Source organism: Paraburkholderia flava (assembly GCF_004359985.1).
Classification (GTDB): Bacteria; Pseudomonadota; Gammaproteobacteria; order Burkholderiales; family Burkholderiaceae; genus Paraburkholderia; species Paraburkholderia flava.
Map to the genome: position 1 here is coordinate 1,154,120 of NZ_SMRO01000002.1, position 17,459 is coordinate 1,171,578.

General features: G+C 63.3%; 19 protein-coding genes. 7 read left to right on the top strand and 12 right to left on the bottom strand.

Going from position 1 to position 17,459, the window contains the following annotated elements:
* Positions 1–11: 11 nt before the first annotated feature.
* Positions 12–638, bottom strand: a complete 627-nt coding sequence (locus E1748_RS16580; RefSeq protein ID WP_133648270.1) for a LysE family translocator — start codon at positions 636–638, stop codon at positions 12–14.
* A gap of 192 nt (positions 639–830) precedes the next feature.
* Here E1748_RS16580 and E1748_RS16585 point away from each other — a divergent pair, with 192 nt between their 5' ends.
* The 3 genes from E1748_RS16585 to E1748_RS16595 all read left to right on the top strand — a co-directional run bounded on the left by E1748_RS16585 (position 831) and on the right by E1748_RS16595 (position 3,604).
* Complete coding sequence (locus E1748_RS16585) at positions 831–1,214, top strand: DUF488 domain-containing protein (protein ID WP_133648271.1); 384 nt, start codon at positions 831–833, stop codon at positions 1,212–1,214.
* A gap of 110 nt (positions 1,215–1,324) precedes the next feature.
* Positions 1,325–1,966: a TetR/AcrR family transcriptional regulator gene (locus E1748_RS16590; RefSeq protein ID WP_133648272.1), complete on the top strand. Its 642-nt coding sequence runs from the start codon at positions 1,325–1,327 to the stop codon at positions 1,964–1,966.
* A 36-nt stretch (positions 1,967–2,002) separates the two neighbouring features.
* Complete coding sequence (locus tag E1748_RS16595) at positions 2,003–3,604, top strand: Na+/H+ antiporter (protein ID WP_133648273.1); 1,602 nt, start codon at positions 2,003–2,005, stop codon at positions 3,602–3,604.
* Positions 3,605–3,619: 15 nt separating this feature from the next.
* Here E1748_RS16595 and E1748_RS16600 read toward each other — a convergent pair whose 3' ends face one another.
* The 7 genes from E1748_RS16600 to E1748_RS31515 form a co-directional block, all read right to left on the bottom strand.
* Positions 3,620–4,369, bottom strand: coding sequence for an IclR family transcriptional regulator (locus E1748_RS16600; RefSeq protein ID WP_133648274.1), 750 nt, complete (start codon positions 4,367–4,369; stop codon positions 3,620–3,622).
* 54 nt (positions 4,370–4,423) lie between these two features.
* On the bottom strand, positions 4,424–5,203 hold the full coding sequence (locus tag E1748_RS16605) for an amino acid ABC transporter ATP-binding protein (RefSeq protein ID WP_133648275.1): 780 nt from the start codon (positions 5,201–5,203) through the stop codon (positions 4,424–4,426).
* Positions 5,200–5,850, bottom strand: coding sequence for an amino acid ABC transporter permease (locus E1748_RS16610; protein WP_133648276.1), 651 nt, complete (start codon positions 5,848–5,850; stop codon positions 5,200–5,202). Before E1748_RS16610 ends, E1748_RS16605 begins: the two co-directional genes overlap by 4 nt.
* 15 nt (positions 5,851–5,865) lie before the next feature.
* Positions 5,866–6,579 carry an amino acid ABC transporter permease gene (locus tag E1748_RS16615; protein ID WP_133648277.1) on the bottom strand — a complete coding sequence of 238 codons (714 nt, stop codon included), beginning with the start codon at positions 6,577–6,579 and terminating at the stop codon, positions 5,866–5,868.
* 40 nt (positions 6,580–6,619) lie between these two features.
* The gene (locus tag E1748_RS16620) at positions 6,620–7,459 is read right to left on the bottom strand and encodes an ABC transporter substrate-binding protein (RefSeq protein ID WP_133648278.1); all 840 of its coding nucleotides are present in this window, start codon (positions 7,457–7,459) and stop codon (positions 6,620–6,622) included.
* Between the two features lie 429 nt (positions 7,460–7,888).
* Complete coding sequence (locus E1748_RS16625) at positions 7,889–8,581, bottom strand: aspartyl/asparaginyl beta-hydroxylase domain-containing protein (RefSeq protein ID WP_133649402.1); 693 nt, start codon at positions 8,579–8,581, stop codon at positions 7,889–7,891.
* Between the two features lie 296 nt (positions 8,582–8,877).
* The gene (locus E1748_RS31515; RefSeq protein WP_166653579.1) at positions 8,878–9,048 is read right to left on the bottom strand and encodes a hypothetical protein; all 171 of its coding nucleotides are present in this window, start codon (positions 9,046–9,048) and stop codon (positions 8,878–8,880) included.
* Positions 9,049–9,434: 386 nt separating this feature from the next.
* Between E1748_RS31515 and E1748_RS16630 the strand changes: the two genes are divergently transcribed.
* Positions 9,435–10,004, top strand: coding sequence for a YdeI/OmpD-associated family protein (locus tag E1748_RS16630; protein WP_133649403.1), 570 nt, complete (start codon positions 9,435–9,437; stop codon positions 10,002–10,004).
* A 40-nt stretch (positions 10,005–10,044) separates the two neighbouring features.
* Here E1748_RS16630 and E1748_RS16635 read toward each other — a convergent pair whose 3' ends face one another.
* The 4 genes from E1748_RS16635 to E1748_RS16650 form a co-directional block, all read right to left on the bottom strand.
* Complete coding sequence (locus E1748_RS16635; protein WP_133648279.1) at positions 10,045–10,671, bottom strand: VC0807 family protein; 627 nt, start codon at positions 10,669–10,671, stop codon at positions 10,045–10,047.
* Positions 10,672–10,731: 60 nt separating this feature from the next.
* Positions 10,732–11,130, bottom strand: a complete 399-nt coding sequence (locus tag E1748_RS16640) for a VOC family protein (RefSeq protein WP_133648280.1) — start codon at positions 11,128–11,130, stop codon at positions 10,732–10,734.
* Between the two features lie 104 nt (positions 11,131–11,234).
* Positions 11,235–12,098 carry a DUF1444 domain-containing protein gene (locus tag E1748_RS16645; RefSeq protein WP_133648281.1) on the bottom strand — a complete coding sequence of 288 codons (864 nt, stop codon included), beginning with the start codon at positions 12,096–12,098 and terminating at the stop codon, positions 11,235–11,237.
* 36 nt (positions 12,099–12,134) lie between these two features.
* Positions 12,135–12,887, bottom strand: a complete 753-nt coding sequence (locus tag E1748_RS16650; protein ID WP_420819326.1) for a TetR/AcrR family transcriptional regulator — start codon at positions 12,885–12,887, stop codon at positions 12,135–12,137.
* 445 nt (positions 12,888–13,332) lie between these two features.
* Here E1748_RS16650 and E1748_RS16655 point away from each other — a divergent pair, with 445 nt between their 5' ends.
* The 3 genes from E1748_RS16655 to preA all read left to right on the top strand — a co-directional run bounded on the left by E1748_RS16655 (position 13,333) and on the right by preA (position 17,434).
* Complete coding sequence (locus E1748_RS16655; RefSeq protein ID WP_133648282.1) at positions 13,333–14,607, top strand: Zn-dependent hydrolase; 1,275 nt, start codon at positions 13,333–13,335, stop codon at positions 14,605–14,607.
* A gap of 125 nt (positions 14,608–14,732) precedes the next feature.
* Positions 14,733–16,082, top strand: coding sequence for an NAD(P)-dependent oxidoreductase (locus tag E1748_RS16660; RefSeq protein ID WP_133648283.1), 1,350 nt, complete (start codon positions 14,733–14,735; stop codon positions 16,080–16,082).
* A 50-nt stretch (positions 16,083–16,132) separates the two neighbouring features.
* Positions 16,133–17,434 carry an NAD-dependent dihydropyrimidine dehydrogenase subunit PreA gene (preA, locus tag E1748_RS16665; protein ID WP_133648284.1) on the top strand — a complete coding sequence of 434 codons (1,302 nt, stop codon included), beginning with the start codon at positions 16,133–16,135 and terminating at the stop codon, positions 17,432–17,434.
* Positions 17,435–17,459: the final 25 nt, after the last annotated feature.

Sequence of the window (17,459 nt, forward strand, 5' to 3'; positions counted from 1 at the left end):
GGTCAACGCGGCTAACGCAACAGCTGCCGCACACCCAGCGCGACGATCGCCGCGCCGCACGCGCGGTCGATCCATGCCTTGCCGCGTCGATAGCGCGCGGCGACGCCTGCATGCGATAGCACGAGCGCGACGAAGCCGTACCACGACGTCGCGACGACACCGACCACCGAGAGCATCGCGATGAACGTCACCGGCGACACATGCGCCGGCGTCGCCGATGCAAACACGGCCGCGAAGAACGCCATCGATTTCGGATTCGCGATGTTCGTCGCGAAGCCCTGGGCGAACGCGCGGCGCAGGCTGCCGGTCTGCAGCGATGCGTCGCCGGCGTCGATTTGTGGGCGTGCGCCAACGGATGCGACGATCAGCCGGCCACCGAACCAGATCAGATAAGCCGCACCCACTACTTTCACCGTGACCGCTATCCACGGAAACGCCGCGAACACGATCCCCACGCCGAGAATCGCACACGACGCCCAGAACAGGTTCACGAAGACGATCCCCAGCACCATCGCGAGCGCCTGACGGCGCGTCGACGACGCAGCCTTGTGCGCGACCGCAACGAAGTTCGGCCCGGGCATCATCACGCCGACGATATACACGGAAAACACGGCCAGAACGGCAGACCAGTCGATCATTAGAGGCTCCGTGGGGCTATCGCGTAAATACGCAAAAATAAGTGCCCCGCATTGTCACACGCGTGCGGGCTGTTACGTCTATACCCCTGTACGCGGTGCCGCCTATGCATCGCACCATCGCCCCCGGTTGCGAATGCGGCCGAACGCGGCTACTGTCCGGAATCATCGACCCCTCGATCGCAGGAGACCACGATGAGCATCCGTATCGTCAGGCTGGGTTCGCCGCGCGCGGCACACGAAGGCGTGCGCATCGGCACCGTGCGACGACCGCCGCGCGGCGTGCCGAAAAGCGAGTTCGCGTCGCGTGATTACTACGATGTCTGGTTGCCGGTGCTCGCGCCGAGTCTGCCGCTGATGGCGCAGGCGAAGGCCGCGACCACCGATGCCGAATGGAACGCGTTCGTGCGCCGCTTTCGCGCGGAGATGGACGGCGATCCGGGCAAGGTGCTCGATACGCTGGCGGTGCTGTCCGCGTCGGCGGATTTTTCGGTCGGCTGCTATTGCGAGGACGAGCAGCGCTGCCATCGCGGCATTCTCCGGCAGATGCTCGAGGAGCGGGGTGCGAAGATCGTGTGATTCGATTCGGGTTGGCGCGGTAGCCTGGCTCAGCGAATCTTTAGCAGCACGAGCGGCTGAGGCCGTTCGATCATGTTAGCCAGCAGCATTTGACTCAATCTTTTTTGCCCATGACCCGCACGTCCCCCAACGCTCCACTCGCACCCCGCAAGGCACCTCTGCAACGGCGCTCCGCTGCGACCGTCGATGCGATCCTCGAAGCGGCCGCACGCATTCTCGAAACGCGCGGCCCCGACGGCTACACGACCAACGCGGTCGCAGCGCTCGCGGGCGTCAGCATCGGGTCGCTGTATCAGTACTTTCCGAATCGCGACGCGCTCACTGCACGGCTGATCGAACGCGAGACCAGCGTACTGCTCGACGACGCGCGGCGCGCGTCCGTCGAAACGACCTGCACCGGCGCACTCGCGCGGATCATCGATGCGGCGGTCGCGCATCAGATGCGTCGGCCGGCGCTTGCACGGCTGATCGATTTCGAAGAGCGCCGGTTGCCGCTCGGCGATCAGAACGAACGCGTCGCGCAGCAGTTGCATCGCGTGATCGTCGATGCGCTTGCGCATCCCGATGCGCCCGTCGTCGCTAACCGCGAAGTCGCCGCGCAGGACGTGCTCGCGCTCGCGCACGGCATCGTCGACATGGCCGGCGAGCGCGAAGAGACCGACGCGGCCGCGTTGCGCGAACGCGTGTGGATCGCGGTGCGCGGCTATCTGATCGGGATGGCCGAAGTGCATCGCGCGGCGTCGCTTGCATAACCCACGCCCGTTTCCAATTTTTCCGAGGCAGAGCCCATGTCTTCCGTAGAGGCTTTCAAACTGGTGTTGCTGTCGCTGATCGCGATCATCGTGCTCGAACTCGCGGCGAAGCGTCTGCGGCTGCCGCCCGCGGCCGCATTGCTGGTCGGCGGCGCGGCGATGGCGTTCGTGCCCGGTCTGCCGCCGGTCACGCTCGATCCCGATCTCGTGCTGGTCGTCTTCCTGCCGCCGCTGCTGATGGACGGCGCGTACTTCTTCGTCTGGGACGACTTCAAGCGCAACCTGAGCGGCATCCTGCTGCTCGCGGTCGGCGCGGTTGCGTTCACGACGTTCGTGGTCGGCTACATCACGCATCTCGTCGTGCCGGGGTTGCCGTGGGCCGCGTGCTTCGCGCTCGGCGCAATCGTGTCGCCGCCGGATGCCGTCGCCGCGAAGGCCGTGCTCGCGCGCGTCGCATTGCCGCGCCGGCTGATGGCGCTGCTCGAAGGCGAGAGCCTGCTGAACGACGCGGCGGGTCTCGTGCTGTTCCGCTTCGCGATCACGGCTGCGCTGACCGGCGCATTCAGCTTCGGGAAAGCGACGCTGACGTTCGGCGCGCTCGCGCTGGGCGGCGTCGCGGTCGGTCTTGCGATCGGCTGGCTCGTGGTTCGTTTGCTGCGCGCGCTCGACGACGAATACCTCGTCATCACCGCGTCGGTGCTGGCCGGCTGGATCGCGTATATCGGCGGCGAAATGGCGGGCGTGTCGGGCGTGCTCGCGACGGTGACGTGCGGGATGATGCTCGGCTGGCATCAGCATGAAATCTTTTCGGCGTCGGTCCGGATGCGCGGCACGGCGTTCTGGCAGGTCGTTGTGTTTCTGCTCGAAGCGCTGGTGTTCGTGCTGATCGGGTTGTCGTTGCGCGGCGTGGTGGTGCGGCTCGGTGGTTTCGGCGACGTGCTCGACGCGTATGGTCCCGCCGTCGCCGCGATCGTCGGAGCGGTCGTGCTGTCGCGCTTCGTGTGGGTGTTCAGTGCGGTCGGGCTGCGTTCGATGTTCGAGCGTCTTGTTCGGCGCCGGTCCGCCGGACCTGTCGAGCCGACCGGAGGCTGGCGGGCCGCGACGGTCGTTAGTTGGGCGGGGATGCGCGGCGTGGTCACGCTGGCGATCGCGCTGTCGCTACCCGAAACGATACCGGGCCGCGACCTCGCGCTGGTCGCCGCGTTCGCGGTGATACTCGTGACGGTGCTGCTGCAGGGCACGACGATCGGTCCGCTGATAGCGGCAATCCGTCTCACGCGCGACGATGTGCGTGCTGCCCATCATCTGACCGAAATTCAGGCGTGGGCCCGTCTCGAAGCCGCGCAGCTCGCCGCGATCGAGCCGCTGGTGCGCGCGCCGGACGGCACGCTGATTCATCCGCGGCTCTTCGAGCAGTACAGCTATCGTGCGCAAATCACCGCGCGGATCCAGCAGGAAGAGTCGTTTCCCGTCGGCGCGCGCGCCGCGCACTACGACGTCATACTCGCGGCGGTCGCCGCGGGCCGCGCGGAACTGCTGAGGCTGCATCGCTCGGGGCAACTGCACGACGAACTGTTGCATGAGCTTGAACACGATCTCGATCTGCAGGAGATCGGTGCGAGGCATTCGCGGGGGTAGGGGTGCGAACGACCCCTAAGCTCGCGACAGCGCTTTAGCAGACCGGATCAGATCTTCGAGCATCGTCGCGCGCCGTTGCGGATCCGTGTCGCGACTCGTCATGAAGCACAGCGCGGCAACCGGAAGACCCGTGCGGTCGTGGACCGGCGCTGCCATGCACAGCCGGAACGTGTGGGACAGACCTTCGGTGCAGCAGTACCCCTGTTCAGCCGCACGCTGCACGTCCGCAATAAAGTCCTGAAATTCGACGCGCCGGCCGTTGTCGAGGATAAAGTCTTCATCCGGGATCAGGCTGCGGATTTCTTCCGCCTTCAGATGCGCCAGCAGCAGGCGACCCGACGCGGTCCATGGAATCGGCACCTTCACGCCGATGTCCGAGCTGATGTTGAACGGGCGCGAACTGCTTTCCGACAGCACCACGGTGTACTTGTTGCCTTCGAGGATGCACAGCTGCGCGGTTTCGTCGTGCGTGCGGACGAGCGCGAGGATCGCCTGATGCGCGCGGCTGATCAGATCGTTATGGATCGCGTAATCGGAGCCGTAGTAGTGCATTTCGCGGCCGAAAAACACATTCCCGTCCGCCGAGGTTTCGAGCCATCCGGCTTCGGTGAGTATCGTCACCAGTTCGTAGATGCTCGAGCGCGGCGCGCCGGTCGCTTCGATCAACTCGCGCATCGTCATCGGACGCCGCGCGATATGCAACTGCCTGAGCATACCGATTACGCGGTCGACCCCTCTCGCCCTCGATGATTCTGTTGCGGACATGCGTTCAACTCCGTCGGCGATCGGGATCGCGGTTTGTTTTTTTTAGTGACGTACTCAATGATCGAGCACGCGATGCAGAAACTGACGGGTCCGTTCGTTCTGCGGATTCACGAAAATCTGCTCGGGTGCCCCCTGTTCCGCGATCACGCCTTTGTCCATGAACACGACGCGATCCGCCGTCTTGCGCGCAAAGCCCATCTCGTGCGTGACGACGACCATCGTCATGCCGTCGCGCGCGAGGCCGCGCATCACTTCGGTGACTTCGCCGACGAGTTCCGGGTCGAGCGCGGACGTCGCTTCGTCGAAGAACATGATGCCCGGTTCGACCGCGAGCGCGCGTGCGATCGCGACGCGTTGCTGCTGTCCGCCGGAAAGCTGGCTCGGGTAATGCTCGGCCCGATCGACGAGACCGACGCGGTCGAGCGCATCCATCGCGCGCTTGTGTGCATCCGCCGCGTTCATCTTGCGTGCCTTGATCAGCGCGAGCGTCACGTTACCGAGCGCGCTTTTGTGCGGAAACAGGTTGAACTGCTGGAACACCATGCCGACGTGGCCGCGAATTTCCTTCGCGCGGCGCGCATCGTGCAGTGGTACGTCGTTGACCCAGACTTCGCCCGTGTCGGCGGTTTCGAGGCCGCTCATGATGCGCAGCACCGTGCTCTTGCCCGAGCCCGATGCACCGATCAGCACGAGTACTTCGCCCGACCGCACATCGAGATTGATTTCCTTCAGCACCTGCAGCGCGCCGAACGACTTGCTGACGCCGGCCAGGTTGATGATGGGCTTCGTCGCCGTGACGGTGGGAACGGTGGTAGCGGTGGTAACGGTGGTCATGACAGCAGGCTCCTTCTTCGGTCATGGTGGCGTACCCACTGCGACAGGGGAAAGCACACGATGAAATAAAGCACGGCAACGAGGCCATAGATTTCGACCGGTTTGCCGACCCGGTCGACGATGGCCTGGCCGCCATGCATCAATTCCGACATGCCGATCATGCTGACGATCGACGTGTCCTTGATCAGCGACAGATACTGGCCGACGAGCGGCGGCAGCACGATCTTTCCGGTCTGCGGCAGGATCACCGAGAAGAACGCCTGCATCTTGCTGAGCCCGAGGATCTGCGACACTTCCCACTGGCCCTTGGGCACGGCCTCGATGCCCGAGCGAAACACCTCGGCAATATAGGCGCCTTGATAGACGCTCAGGCCGACGACACCTGCCGCGAAAACATCGATCGCATAGCCGAAGTACGACACGCCGAAGTAGATGAACATCAGCGTGATCAGCACCGGCGTGCCGCGAAACAGTTCGATATAGAGCGTGGCGATGCGCTGCGTGTCCCATGGCCCGAACGAGCGCAGCACGGCGGCCAGCAGTCCAATCAGCGTACCGCCGACGATCGCCGCCGCGGAGAGCAGCAGGGTAGCCAGCAATCCTTGCAGCAGGATCGACAGGCTGGTCATGAGCAGTTCGCTCGACATGGTCGGTCTCCTGTTTTAGCGATCGGCGTGCCGCGCGACCGCGAAAGGCCAGCGTGTGCGTTTCTTCACGACGAGCGGCGGATGAAAGACCCGCACGCCGATCTGTCCCGCGACCCACGACAACACGTTGCTCAAGACCAGATAGGCGATCAGCGTGATCGAGAAGGTCTGGATATAGAGCAGCGTGCGCGCGTTGATGACCGTCGCCGTGCCGCTCAACTCCGGCAGCGCGATCGCCGACAGCAGCGACGTACCGAGCAGCAGCTGGATCAGGTTGTTGACGATCGCCGGATAGACCGCGCGTGCGGCCTGCGGCAACACGACCTCGACGAAAATCTGCGAGCGGTCCAGGCCGAGAATCGATGCCGCCTCGAGCTGACCGCGCGGCACCGACTGGATCCCCGCGCGAAACACTTCGGCCAGATACGCACCGACGTTCAGGCCCAGCGCAATCACGCCAGCCGTATACGCGCCAAGCGTGACGCCGAGCGACGGCAACCCGAAGAACACGATGAAAATCTGCAGCAGCACGGGCGTATTGCGGATCGCTTCGACGTACACCCTTGCGATCGCGCGCAGCAACGTGACGCGCGATGTACTCGCGAGCGCGGTGAGCAGGCCGAGCACCAGCGCGACGACGAAGGCCAGCAGCGTGACCTGGAGCGTCAGCCACGACGCGCGAACGAAATCGCTCCAATAACCCGCAAGGGTCACCCATTCATAGCTCATGGTGTCTCCGTCGATCGAGCCGCGCGATGTCAGCCGGGTTTCAGTACTGCGGATTCAGCGGAAACCGCGGCTCGGCGCCGAACCACTTCTTGTACAACTGCGCGTTTTCCTTCGATGCGTTGACCTGGAACAGGAACAGGTTCAGATAGTTGAGCCAGACCTGATCGCCGGCCTTCACGCCGAACGCGTTGTACTCGAGCGGCACGAGCGCTTCGTTGGTCACGACCAGATCGGGATCGAGCGACGCCTGATACGCGAGGAAATTGTTGTCCTCGATCATCGCGTCGGCCTGGCCCTGCTTGACCGCGAGGATCGCGGCCTGCGAGCTGTCGAATTCCTGGATCTTCACCTGCATGTTCAGCGAGCGCACCTCGTCGCCGTTCGTCGAACCCTTGACGGTCGCGATCGTGCGATTCGACATGTCCTGAATCGACTTGATGCCGCTGCTCTTCTTGACGAGCAGCGCCTCGCTCGCGACCACGTACGGATTCGTGAACGCGATTTCCTTCGCCCGTTCGAGGTTGCGCGTGAAGTTGCAGAACACCACGTCGACCTTGCTGGTCTGCAGGTTCGGAATGCGGTTCGCGCTGGTCGTGTTCACGACCTCGAGCTTCACGCCCATCTGCTTCGCAAGTTCTTTCGCGAGGTCGACGTCGTAGCCGTCGGGCTGGCCGTCCTTGTTGTAGAAGCCGAACGGCGCGAAGGTCAGGCAATCGCCGACGCGAAGCGTGCCGCGCTGCAGGACCTGCTTCAACGTCGAATCGGCTGTGGCGGTAGCGCCTTGTTCCGGCGCGGCGACCTTCGTGCAGCCCGCGAGCATCAGCAGACCGGCTGCGACGAGCACGCCGGTGAATCTTGCGCTTTCCCTGACAAATCTCATGTTCGATCCCGATCTGGTGAGAGCTTCTTCGTGCGTGAAGGAGAGGGCGGTCAACAGGTGTGCGCGGTGCCGACGCCTGCCGCTTGTGGGGGCGAGGTCATTGCACGCTGGCGATCCTGTTGTCTGGTATATCGGAATGAAGTCCGGTACAGCAGATGAAGGGCAGTGTTTCATGCAAAAAAAATGACTGCAACAGGGTATACACGGAGCGGCGACGGTCTCGCGTAGCGGCGAGCGCGCGGTGCGCGAATCGCGCTGATGAGGAGCAGAAAGGGGGAAGGCGAGTCGGGGTGCGCGTCGTACGTTGCGTACGAAGAGGGGGTGCGCGGGAGTGCGCGCGTGAACGCGCACTCACTGCGAGGCGTGTTTTGCTCTAGCGTTTATGTGGCCAGTCTCGACCGGTCCGGCTCGGCGTCGACTAACCCACAGCTAGACCGCGATCTTCGACCCGTGCAACCGGATGCCCAACCGCACGAGTGCAATCACCGCGTTCGACAGCAGCCGCAAATCGAACGGCATGTGGCGACGGCGGACGTCCAGCAGCAGCACGATGCGCACTTCGTCGCTCGCGTTGCGTACCTCGTGCATGAACGTGTCGTCCCACAGCATGAACGCGCCGTCGTGCAGCCGATGTGCGTGGCCGTCGACGGTCAGCGTCGCAGCGGGTTGGCCTTGCTCATCGAGCGGCATCGACAGCACGAGATAGCCGCGCAGGATGCCGCGAAACGGCCCGCGATGCGGCGGGATGTGCTTGCCCGGTGCGAGAAACGAGAACGATGCTGACAGCACGTCGGGCGACTGCGCGACGATCGACGCGAGCGTCGGGCAGCGCGCGAGATTGCGCGGGAAGCGCACGCCGTACGCCTGCATGATGTACATGCGCCAGTCGCGTCCGTCGTTGTCCGAGATGTCGGCTTGCTCGCGCATCACTTCGTGAAAGCGCGGAATGCGTGCGAGGCTGGCCGCGACCTGCAATGCTTCTGCGCGAATCGTCTGCCAGTTCGCTTCGAAACGCGCGGCATCGGGGAAATCGCGTGCGGGGTCGAGCACGGCCGCGTCGTGCAGACGGCGGTCGTAGATGCGGCGCATCAGTCGTGCGCCGCTGTCGTAGAGGTGGCCCATCGCCGCGAGTGCGACGGAGCTCACGGTTCTTGCGACCGGGGAACCGGGTATATCCATGGGCGATTCAGATGCAGTGACGAAAGCGGATTGGTCGATGAGCGCGCGACGGGGAACGACTCGCGTTCCCTCGAAGATCCGAGCCCAATAAACGCCGGCCCACGTGCATGGAATGCGTGCTGAAATCTGCACGAAATATGGTCGAAAGGGCAGCGCCGGATCGGTTACGACCCAGACTCATAAGACATGGTTTCCCGCGATATCGTTCGCGGCATCGAACGCCGGAGAGACAAGCCCGACTATCTGCGCCAGCCGTGGCCGATGCCGATATCCACACCGACGCTCGGCGCGTAATAGGCGGGCGCGGGGTAGTAGCCGTAGCCGTAAGCCGGCGCGTAACCATACGGAGGTGCGACGATACAGCCGGCGAGCGTAACGCTTGATGCGAGGGCGACGAGGAGCCTGATCACGATCTTTTCCTGCAGCGCATGGCAACGCGCAAAAAGCGACCCGCACTGGAGCGCGGGCCGGTACAAACAGATAGATGAAGGTAAAGCGCTTCGAGTGTAGGTCGATCCTCCGTGCAAGAGGTTTCAGCCGCGCTCACAGTTGTTACGCATTTTGACCGGAAGCTTACGGTGTGGCTTACGGCATCGTTTATCGAGCGTGCTCGTTGGGGCCGCGTAATGGGCTTCCCGCTATATGACCAGGCAGCGGATTTGCATGGCAGGCAGAAAGGAATGGCGACGTTTTGTATCACGCGCGGGTGTGCTGGCGGGGTTGAGGAAAAGGGGTAGAGAAATTTGCGGCGAATATACTGCGATCGATCATGAATCCAACTACGCGGGTCGTTGCCATGACTGAAGCGCATCTGATATTTGCCACCCAGCACGATTGGGAAAACTGGTTGGCGCAAAACGAAGGTACGTCGACCGGGATATGGTTGCGCCTCGCGAAGAAGGGCGCCAAACAACCGACCTTGACCTACGCGCAAGCGGTGGAGGGCGCGCTCTGCTATGGCTGGATCGATGGTCAGAAGCAGGCCGAGAGCGAGGAGTACTGGTTACAGCGCTTCACTCGACGCTCCGCGAAAAGCATCTGGTCGCAGCTCAACAAGGACAAGGTTGAAGCACTGATCGCCGACGGCAGAATGCGTCCGCCGGGCATGCGGGAAATCGAGAAAGCCAGGAAAGACGGTCGCTGGGAAATGGCTTATACGTCCGCTCGCAACTCGACGGTGCCGGACGATCTGCAGGTCGCGCTGGACGCCAATCCCAAAGCCAGCGCGTTCTTCGCCACGCTGAACAGCCGCAACCGCTACGCGATCCTGTTTCGGATACAGAACGCGAAAAAGCCCGAAACGCGGGCGCGCAAGATCGAGGAATTCATCGGCATGCTGAAGCGTGGCGAAACCATCCATCCGTGACGAGGGGCGTCGTGAGTTTTTAGCTGTGTGACGCGGCGGCCTAAAGCAGGTTGGCTTCCCGCCCCTGTTTTTGCAGGCGGCCGCGATACCAGAAGGTCCAGAAGATCAGCACCCCGTAGATCGAATAGCTGACGACAGGCGACACGACGAGCGCGCGTTCGATGGACCAGTTCCATGCGAACCAGCAACGCAGCAGCATCTCGACGACGAGTCCGCCGCCCCAGACGGCCGTCATCAAACGCATCGCGCTGCGAAACGAAGGCTTGTCGTCCCATAGCGTTTCGAAACGTTCGACGCTGTCGGGCTGCTGCCGCGCGATCGATGCGCGCGCGAGGTAGAAGATCAAAGGCCGCGTTAGAACGAGAGAAACCACAAACGCGACACCGATTGCGCCCGACACCAGCGACTCGCGCATCAGCAGGACGCGTGGGCTGCCGCCCAGCGCCATCATCACGATCGACAGCGCGATGCCCAGCAGAACGAGCGCGCTTAGCGCATCGACGCGGCGCAACCGCGCGAATTCGACGATGCTCCATACGAGCGGTGGGATGGCCGATGCGTAGAGCGCACCGGTATCGCCGTAGTGCGGCTGCGCGATTCGATACGCGAGCCACGGCAGCACCAGATTGACGACGAGTTCGAGGATGAGGCCGGGTTTGATTTTCACGTTTGTTTTGGATGGGTTGTGTGCGAAATCAGCTTGCCTCTGTTACTCGCTAGCAGCGTATCAACCTTGCGCGGAATGACATGCCGCCTCTACGCGATTGCCGGCGGGATCGAAGAGAAACGCCGCGTAGTAGTCGGCATGGTAGCGAGGCCGAAGACCAGGTTCGCCATCGGAGCGTCCTCCCGCAGCTACACCCGCAGCGAAAAAATCATCGACGTGTTTGCGGGACAGCGCCTTGAAGCACCAATGACGCCTGTTCTCGCCGATTGTCGCGGGGTCCAGATAAACCGAAAGACAAGTCGATACCGTGTCGTCCGACGAGCAGCGTTCGCCATACCCAAGTGCATCGGGACGCTCATAGACCTTCGTCGCTTCCAGCGCTTTCATGATCGAATCGTAGAACGGACGCACTGCCTGAATGTCGGGAACACCGATCGAAACATGATCGAGAAGCTGCATGGAGTTCGCTCCAGTCGCAATGGGTGAGTTAAGGGCGGGGCCCTCGCGCAGTTGCCATTCCTGAAGACACTGCGTGACCCGAATCCGATGTCATTGGACGTGAATCATGTTGCCAGAACCTGAAGCCGGCCCTCCCGCCACACAAACAGTTCGGCAGACAGCGCATAAGGCGAGCCAGCCACGATCTCCGCAGCCATCTGCCGCAAGCCATTGACGCTGTCCATATCCGTGCTGCCGCAGATCAACAGTTCATCGCGCGCGGGCAGCGCGATCACCGGCTCGTCCTGAAGCGCGAGACGGTCGCGCCATTCGTCGAACAGCAGAATCATGCTTGCATCGTAGTTGCGATCGAGCCGTGCCGCGTAGCGTCCACCGCCGCCTTCGACGACGAGTTGCGGCAGCAGCTTGCGCAGATTCGATCGCGCAGCTTCGAATAGCGATGCCTGGTTCAGTCCAAGCTCCGCAGCCTGCTTCGGATTCAGAAAACCCATCTGATCGGGGCGATCCTCGACGTAAGTCAGCACGAGGTTACCCACGAACGGCTCGACGATAAACGGACTTTCCTCCGTCGGGATATTGCCTTGCTTAAGCTGGTTCAACGCAATGTGCTGCCAGCTGACCGGCTTTAGCATCGGCATGATCATATCGAGTACGGGCCCCGGCTGACCGAAACTCGCGAGCGTCGTTTTGGCCTGCATCCGTTGCTCTTCGAACAGCGCTTCGATCGTGTTCGGCGCGAGCAGATAGCGGCTATAGTAGTTGCCGATAAACTGGTTCGCAGTACCGCCTTGGTCGTCTTTCCAGTGGACACTCGTCATCGCCGCGTTATCGCCGTGCTGCACGCTGACTTCGTAGCCGGGATCGCATGACCGGATATGGGCGGCGTAGCGCTCCGCGTAGTCGGCAGCAGAGAGAGTCTGTTTATCGGGTGCAGGTTTGCTGCCGAAGAGCTTGCCAAGCAATGACATCGGAGTACTCCGTGTTCGGTTGATCGCGCGAATGCATCAGGCGCGAGGATGGCCTTCTTTTTCAGTCGCGCCACACGCGCGCAACACCAGCGTAACCACTTCTTCGGTCGTCGCATCGAATGCTTTCTTCGACAGCGCGCGCTTGCCCGCGAGCGCCGTGATCTGTGCATCGAAATCGGCGAAATGCTGCGTCAGCGCCCAGATCGTGAACAGGAACGTGCGCGCATCGACGGGCGCGATCAGGCCGCGCGCGATCCAGTCGTCGATCATCGTGATGCGTGTTTCCATCCATGGCTTCACGCGTTCAGAGAGTATGTCCTGCATGTGCGTCGCGCCGTGGATGATCTCGTTCGCCCACACCTTCGAACCGAGCGGCCGGCGCCGCGACAACGCCATTTTCGCGCGTACGTAGCCGGCGATCGCTTCTGCTGGATCGCTGCTCGCATCGAACGTATCGGCGGCGCGATGCCAGTCTTCGAACACGTCTTCGAGCACGCGACGGTACAGATCGCGTTTGGTCGGAAAGTAGTAGTGCAGGTTGGCCTTCGGCAGGCCCGCGCGTTCCGCGATCATCGCGGTGCTCGCGCCTTCGAGGCCGCGTTCGGCGAACACGGCCTCCGCGCACGCGAGCAGGTGCGCTTCGTTCGTATGGCGGATGTGCGCCTTGCGCCGTCGTGGCGCGGCGGTTTCCGCGGAACCCGCATTCGTCGCAGGCATGTCGTCGCTCTTCATCGTCGGGCCTTGTCGTTGCGATGCAGCGGGTGCCCGGTGCTGTTCACCGGGTTTCATCGCGCCTCATTGTAGCCACATCGGCATGACCGGTTCGCACTCGTCGCATCGACCCGCCTGCACGTCGCTCATCCACTGCTTAGGGTTTCTGCTATCTCGCAATGGCACGCTTTTCGCTCGAAAAGAAGTCATTGAAATCGCGGCGCAAATCGTATAAAACCTGTCCAATCGGACAGGATTGGCGCAGCAGAAACAGAGGGACCGAAACTGCGTTGCGGCGATGCACCGGCGGCGGGCGAAATGCCTGGAAGTCCGGCACGGATGCACCGCCCAGGCGCGCGGCACGACCCGCGACGACGCAACGCAATGCAGCACGGCATAGCACCAAGCAGCACAAAGCAATTCACGAAGACGCTTCGAAGCGTCCTTTTCCCCACCCGCCGCTTACAACGCGGCGGCCTGCAAGGACGGAGCCGACGCTCCATCCCGACGAGGAGTGCATGCGATGAACGCAGTGACCGAAGCCGCGCTGGACCTGTCGATCCACGTGAACGGCCAGCGTCTATGGGACAGCCTGATGTCGATGGCGAAGATCGGCGCGACGCCCAAGGGCGGTGTGTGCCGTCTCGCGCTGACCGACCTCGACCGCGAAGGGCGCGACCTGATCGTCAGTTGGGCGAAGGAGGCGGGCTGCACGGTCACGGTCGACCAGATGGGCAACGTGTTCATGCGCCGCGCGGGTCGCAACGCAAATGCGACGCCGGTCGTCACCGGTTCGCATGCGGATTCGCAGCCGACGGGCGGCCGCTTCGACGGCATCTACGGCGTGCTCGGCGGGCTCGAAGTGATCCGCAGTCTGAACGATCGCGGCATCGAGACCGAACATCCGATCGAAGTCGTGATCTGGACCAATGAGGAGGGCTCGCGCTTCGCGCCGGCGATGGTCGCGTCGGGCGTGTTCGCGGGCGTGTTCACGCTCGAGTACGGGCTGTCGCGCAAGGACGTCGACGGCAAGACGATCGGCGAGGAACTACAGCGCATCGGCTATGCGGGCGACGTGCCGTGCGGCGGCCAGCCAAGGCCCATTCACGCGGCGTTCGAACTGCACATCGAACAAGGGCCGATTCTCGAAGCGGAGCACAAGACCATCGGCGTCGTCACGGACGCGCAGGGTCAGCGCTGGTACGAAATCGTGCTGACCGGGCAGGAGGCGCATGCGGGTCCGACGCCGATGCCGCGTCGTCGCGATGCGCTGCTCGGCGCGGCGCGTGTCGTCGATCTGGTGAATCGCATCGGCCTTGATCATGCGCCGCTCGCATGCGCGACGGTCGGCATGATGCAGGTGCATCCGAACTCGCGCAATGTGATTCCCGGCCGCGTGTTCTTCACCGTCGATTTCCGTCATCCCGAAGACGCGGTGCTCGCGCAGATGGATGCCGAGCTGCGCGAAGGCGTCGCGCGTATCGCGGACGGCATCGGTCTTGAGACGCAGCTTGAGCAGATTTTCTACTACGCGCCGATCGCGTTCGATACCGCGTGCGTGCAGTCGGTGCGCAACGCGGCGCAGCGCTTCGGCTATCCGCATCGCGACATCGTGTCGGGAGCAGGCCACGATGCTTGCTACCTGTCGAAGGTCGCGCCGACGTCGATGGTGTTCGTGCCGTGCATCGACGGCATCAGTCACAACGAAATCGAAGACGCGACGCTCGAATGGATCGAGGCCGGCGCGAACGTGCTGCTGCACGCGATGCTCGAGCGTGCACGCGAACCGGCTTCCTGACATCCGCTGAAACTCGTTTAACGAATACCGCAGTCCGGACGTTCTCATTCTTATGAGGCGGTGGATTCGTGCCGCCTTTTGCAACCTGCTTGCCACCCGCTTGCAACCCGCTTCAAGGAGTGCGCATGACCATCAAGGAAACGGGAGACATCACCTCCGGCCGTCTGCCCGCCGCCGAACTCGCGTGCCAGTTCAGCGACGTCGCGCCGTTGCTCGACGCGCAGGCCGCGGCCGTCGCTTCGAGCCGCTGTCACTACTGCTACGACGCGCCGTGTGTGAACGCGTGTCCGACGCAGATCGATATCCCCAGCTTTATCCGCAAGATCGGCAACGGCAACCTGAAGGGCGCGGCGCACGACATCCTGTCGGCGAATCCGCTCGGCGGCATGTGCGCGCGCGTGTGCCCGACCGAGATCCTGTGCGAGGGCGCGTGCGTGCGTCATCACCAGGACGGCGAGCCGGTCGCGATCGGTGCGTTGCAGCGTCATGCGACCGACTGGGCGATGAGCGCGGGTGTGACGTTATTCCATCGTGCGGCGGATAGCGGACGTCGTGTCGCGGTAGTGGGCGCAGGCCCAGCGGGACTCGCATGCGCACATCGTCTCGCGATGGCCGGTCACGCGGTGACGCTGTTCGATGCGCGTCCAAAAGCGGGCGGTCTGAACGAGTACGGCATCGCCGCGTACAAGACCGTTGACGATTTCGCGCAACGGGAAGTGGCGTGGCTGCTGTCGATCGGTGGAATCGACTGGCGTGGCGACGTGATGCTTGGCCGCGACGTGAAGCTCACCGAGCTTCGCACGCAGTACGACGCGGTGTTTCTCGGTATCGGGCTCGGGGGTGTGCGTGCGTTGCAGATCGAAGGAGAGGGTTTCGCCGGTGTGCTCGATGCAGTCGATTTCATCGCGCGGCTGCGCCAGGCCGACGATCTGTCGACGCTGCCGGTGGGCCGGCGCGTCGTCGTGATCGGCGGCGGCAATACAGCCGTCGATGCGGCCGTGCAAAGCCGCAAGCTGGGCGCGCAGAGCGTGACGATGGCGTACCGGCGCGGCGTCGATGCGATGAGCGCGACGTGGGCCGAGCGCGAATTCGCGCAAACGCAGGGCGTGGCGCTGGTACTCGATGCAAGACCGGTCCGCGTACTCGGCAATGAAAACGGCGTAACAGGCGTCGAATTCGAACGCCGCGCAGCGAACGGCAACGAAGCCGAGCGCTTCGTAATAGAAGCCGACATGGTGCTGAAGGCAATCGGCCAGACTCTCATCGCGAATGCGCTCGACGCCGACCTGCTGACACACGACGGCGCACGCATCGAAGTCGACGACGAGCGACGCACGTCGCTGCCCGACGTATGGGCGGGCGGCGACTGCGCGGCGACCGGTCTCGATCTGACGGTGCAGGCGGTGCAGGACGGCAAGCTCGCGGCGGCATCGATCGACCGGATGTTCGCGCGCACGGCGATACGCGCTGCGTAAGCCGCCTCCACGCAAACGACATAACAAACGCAATCCCCACGGAGCCGAACATGGCCGATCTTCGCTGCACGATTGCCGGCATCACGTCGCCGAATCCTTTCTGGCTCGCGTCCGCGCCACCGACCGACAAGGCCTACAACGTCAACCGCGCATTCGAGGCGGGTTGGGGCGGTGTCGTGTGGAAGACGCTCGGACTCGATCCGCACGTCGTCAACGTCAGCTCGCGTTACGGCGCGGTGCAATGGAACGGGCAGCGTATGGCCGGGCTGAACAACATCGAACTGATTACCGATCGTCCGCTCGACGTGAACCTGCGCGAGATCGCGCAGGTGAAGCGCGACTGGCCGGACCGCGCGATGATCGTGTCGCTGATGGTGCCGTGCAATGAGCGCGACTGGAAATGGATCCTGCCGCTCGTCGAGGATACCGGCGCCGATGCGGTCGAACTGAATTTCGGTTGCCCGCATGGGATGAGCGAGCGCGGGATGGGCGCGGCGGTGGGTCAGGTGCCCGAGTACGTCGAGATGGTCACGCGCTGGGTGAAGGAGGGCACGCGGCTGCCGTGCCTCGTGAAGCTCACGCCGAACATCAGCGACATCCGGCTCGGCTCGCGTGCCGCGTACAAGGGCGGTGCCGACGGCGTGTCGCTGATCAATACGATCAACTCGATCGTCGCCGTCGATCTCGACCAGATGGCGCCGATGCCGACCGTCGACGGCAAGGGCACGCACGGCGGCTACTGCGGACCGGCGGTGAAGCCGATCGCGTTGAACATGGTCGCGGAAATCGCACGCGATAAGGAAACCCCAGGCCTGCCGATCTCCGGCATCGGCGGCATCACCACGTGGCGCGACGCGGCCGAGTTCATCGTGCTCGGCGCGGGCAGCGTGCAGGTGTGCACGGCCGCGATGCATTACGGCTTCCGGATCGTCTCCGATCTCGCCGATGGTTTGTCGAACTGGATGGACGAAAAAGGCTACGCAACACTCGACGACGTCCGCGGCCGCGCAGTCCCGAACGTCACCGACTGGCAATACCTGAACCTGCAATACGACATCAAGGCGCGCATCGATCAGGACCGCTGCATCCAGTGCGGGCTGTGTCACATCGCATGCGAGGACACGTCGCATCAGGCGATCACGAAGGAAAAGGACGGCGAGCGTCACTTCGATGTGATCGACGAGAACTGCGTCGGGTGCAATTTATGCATGCACGTGTGCCCGGTCGATCAATGCATCACGATGGAGCGCGTCGACTCGGGCGCATCGTCGAACTGGACGACGCATCCGAACAACCCGGCGCGTGTCGTCGCGACCGATGAGCAGGCGGACCACACGGCACACGCCGCATGAGCAGAACACTTTAACCACAGCACGT

Coding starts and splice junctions, on each gene's coding strand:
- E1748_RS16580 (WP_133648270.1), bottom strand. CDS start 638: ATGATCGACTGGTCTGCCGTTCTGGCCGTGTTTTCCGTGTATATCGTC.
- E1748_RS16585 (WP_133648271.1), top strand. CDS start 831: ATGAGCATCCGTATCGTCAGGCTGGGTTCGCCGCGCGCGGCACACGAA.
- E1748_RS16590 (WP_133648272.1), top strand. CDS start 1,325: ATGACCCGCACGTCCCCCAACGCTCCACTCGCACCCCGCAAGGCACCT.
- E1748_RS16595 (WP_133648273.1), top strand. CDS start 2,003: ATGTCTTCCGTAGAGGCTTTCAAACTGGTGTTGCTGTCGCTGATCGCG.
- E1748_RS16600 (WP_133648274.1), bottom strand. CDS start 4,369: ATGTCCGCAACAGAATCATCGAGGGCGAGAGGGGTCGACCGCGTAATC.
- E1748_RS16605 (WP_133648275.1), bottom strand. CDS start 5,203: ATGACCACCGTTACCACCGCTACCACCGTTCCCACCGTCACGGCGACG.
- E1748_RS16610 (WP_133648276.1), bottom strand. CDS start 5,850: ATGTCGAGCGAACTGCTCATGACCAGCCTGTCGATCCTGCTGCAAGGA.
- E1748_RS16615 (WP_133648277.1), bottom strand. CDS start 6,579: ATGAGCTATGAATGGGTGACCCTTGCGGGTTATTGGAGCGATTTCGTT.
- E1748_RS16620 (WP_133648278.1), bottom strand. CDS start 7,459: ATGAGATTTGTCAGGGAAAGCGCAAGATTCACCGGCGTGCTCGTCGCA.
- E1748_RS16625 (WP_133649402.1), bottom strand. CDS start 8,581: ATGGGCCACCTCTACGACAGCGGCGCACGACTGATGCGCCGCATCTAC.
- E1748_RS16630 (WP_133649403.1), top strand. CDS start 9,435: ATGACTGAAGCGCATCTGATATTTGCCACCCAGCACGATTGGGAAAAC.
- E1748_RS16640 (WP_133648280.1), bottom strand. CDS start 11,130: ATGCAGCTTCTCGATCATGTTTCGATCGGTGTTCCCGACATTCAGGCA.
- E1748_RS16645 (WP_133648281.1), bottom strand. CDS start 12,098: ATGTCATTGCTTGGCAAGCTCTTCGGCAGCAAACCTGCACCCGATAAA.
- E1748_RS16650 (WP_420819326.1), bottom strand. CDS start 12,887: ATGAAACCCGGTGAACAGCACCGGGCACCCGCTGCATCGCAACGACAA.
- E1748_RS16655 (WP_133648282.1), top strand. CDS start 13,333: ATGAACGCAGTGACCGAAGCCGCGCTGGACCTGTCGATCCACGTGAAC.
- E1748_RS16660 (WP_133648283.1), top strand. CDS start 14,733: ATGACCATCAAGGAAACGGGAGACATCACCTCCGGCCGTCTGCCCGCC.
- preA (WP_133648284.1), top strand. CDS start 16,133: ATGGCCGATCTTCGCTGCACGATTGCCGGCATCACGTCGCCGAATCCT.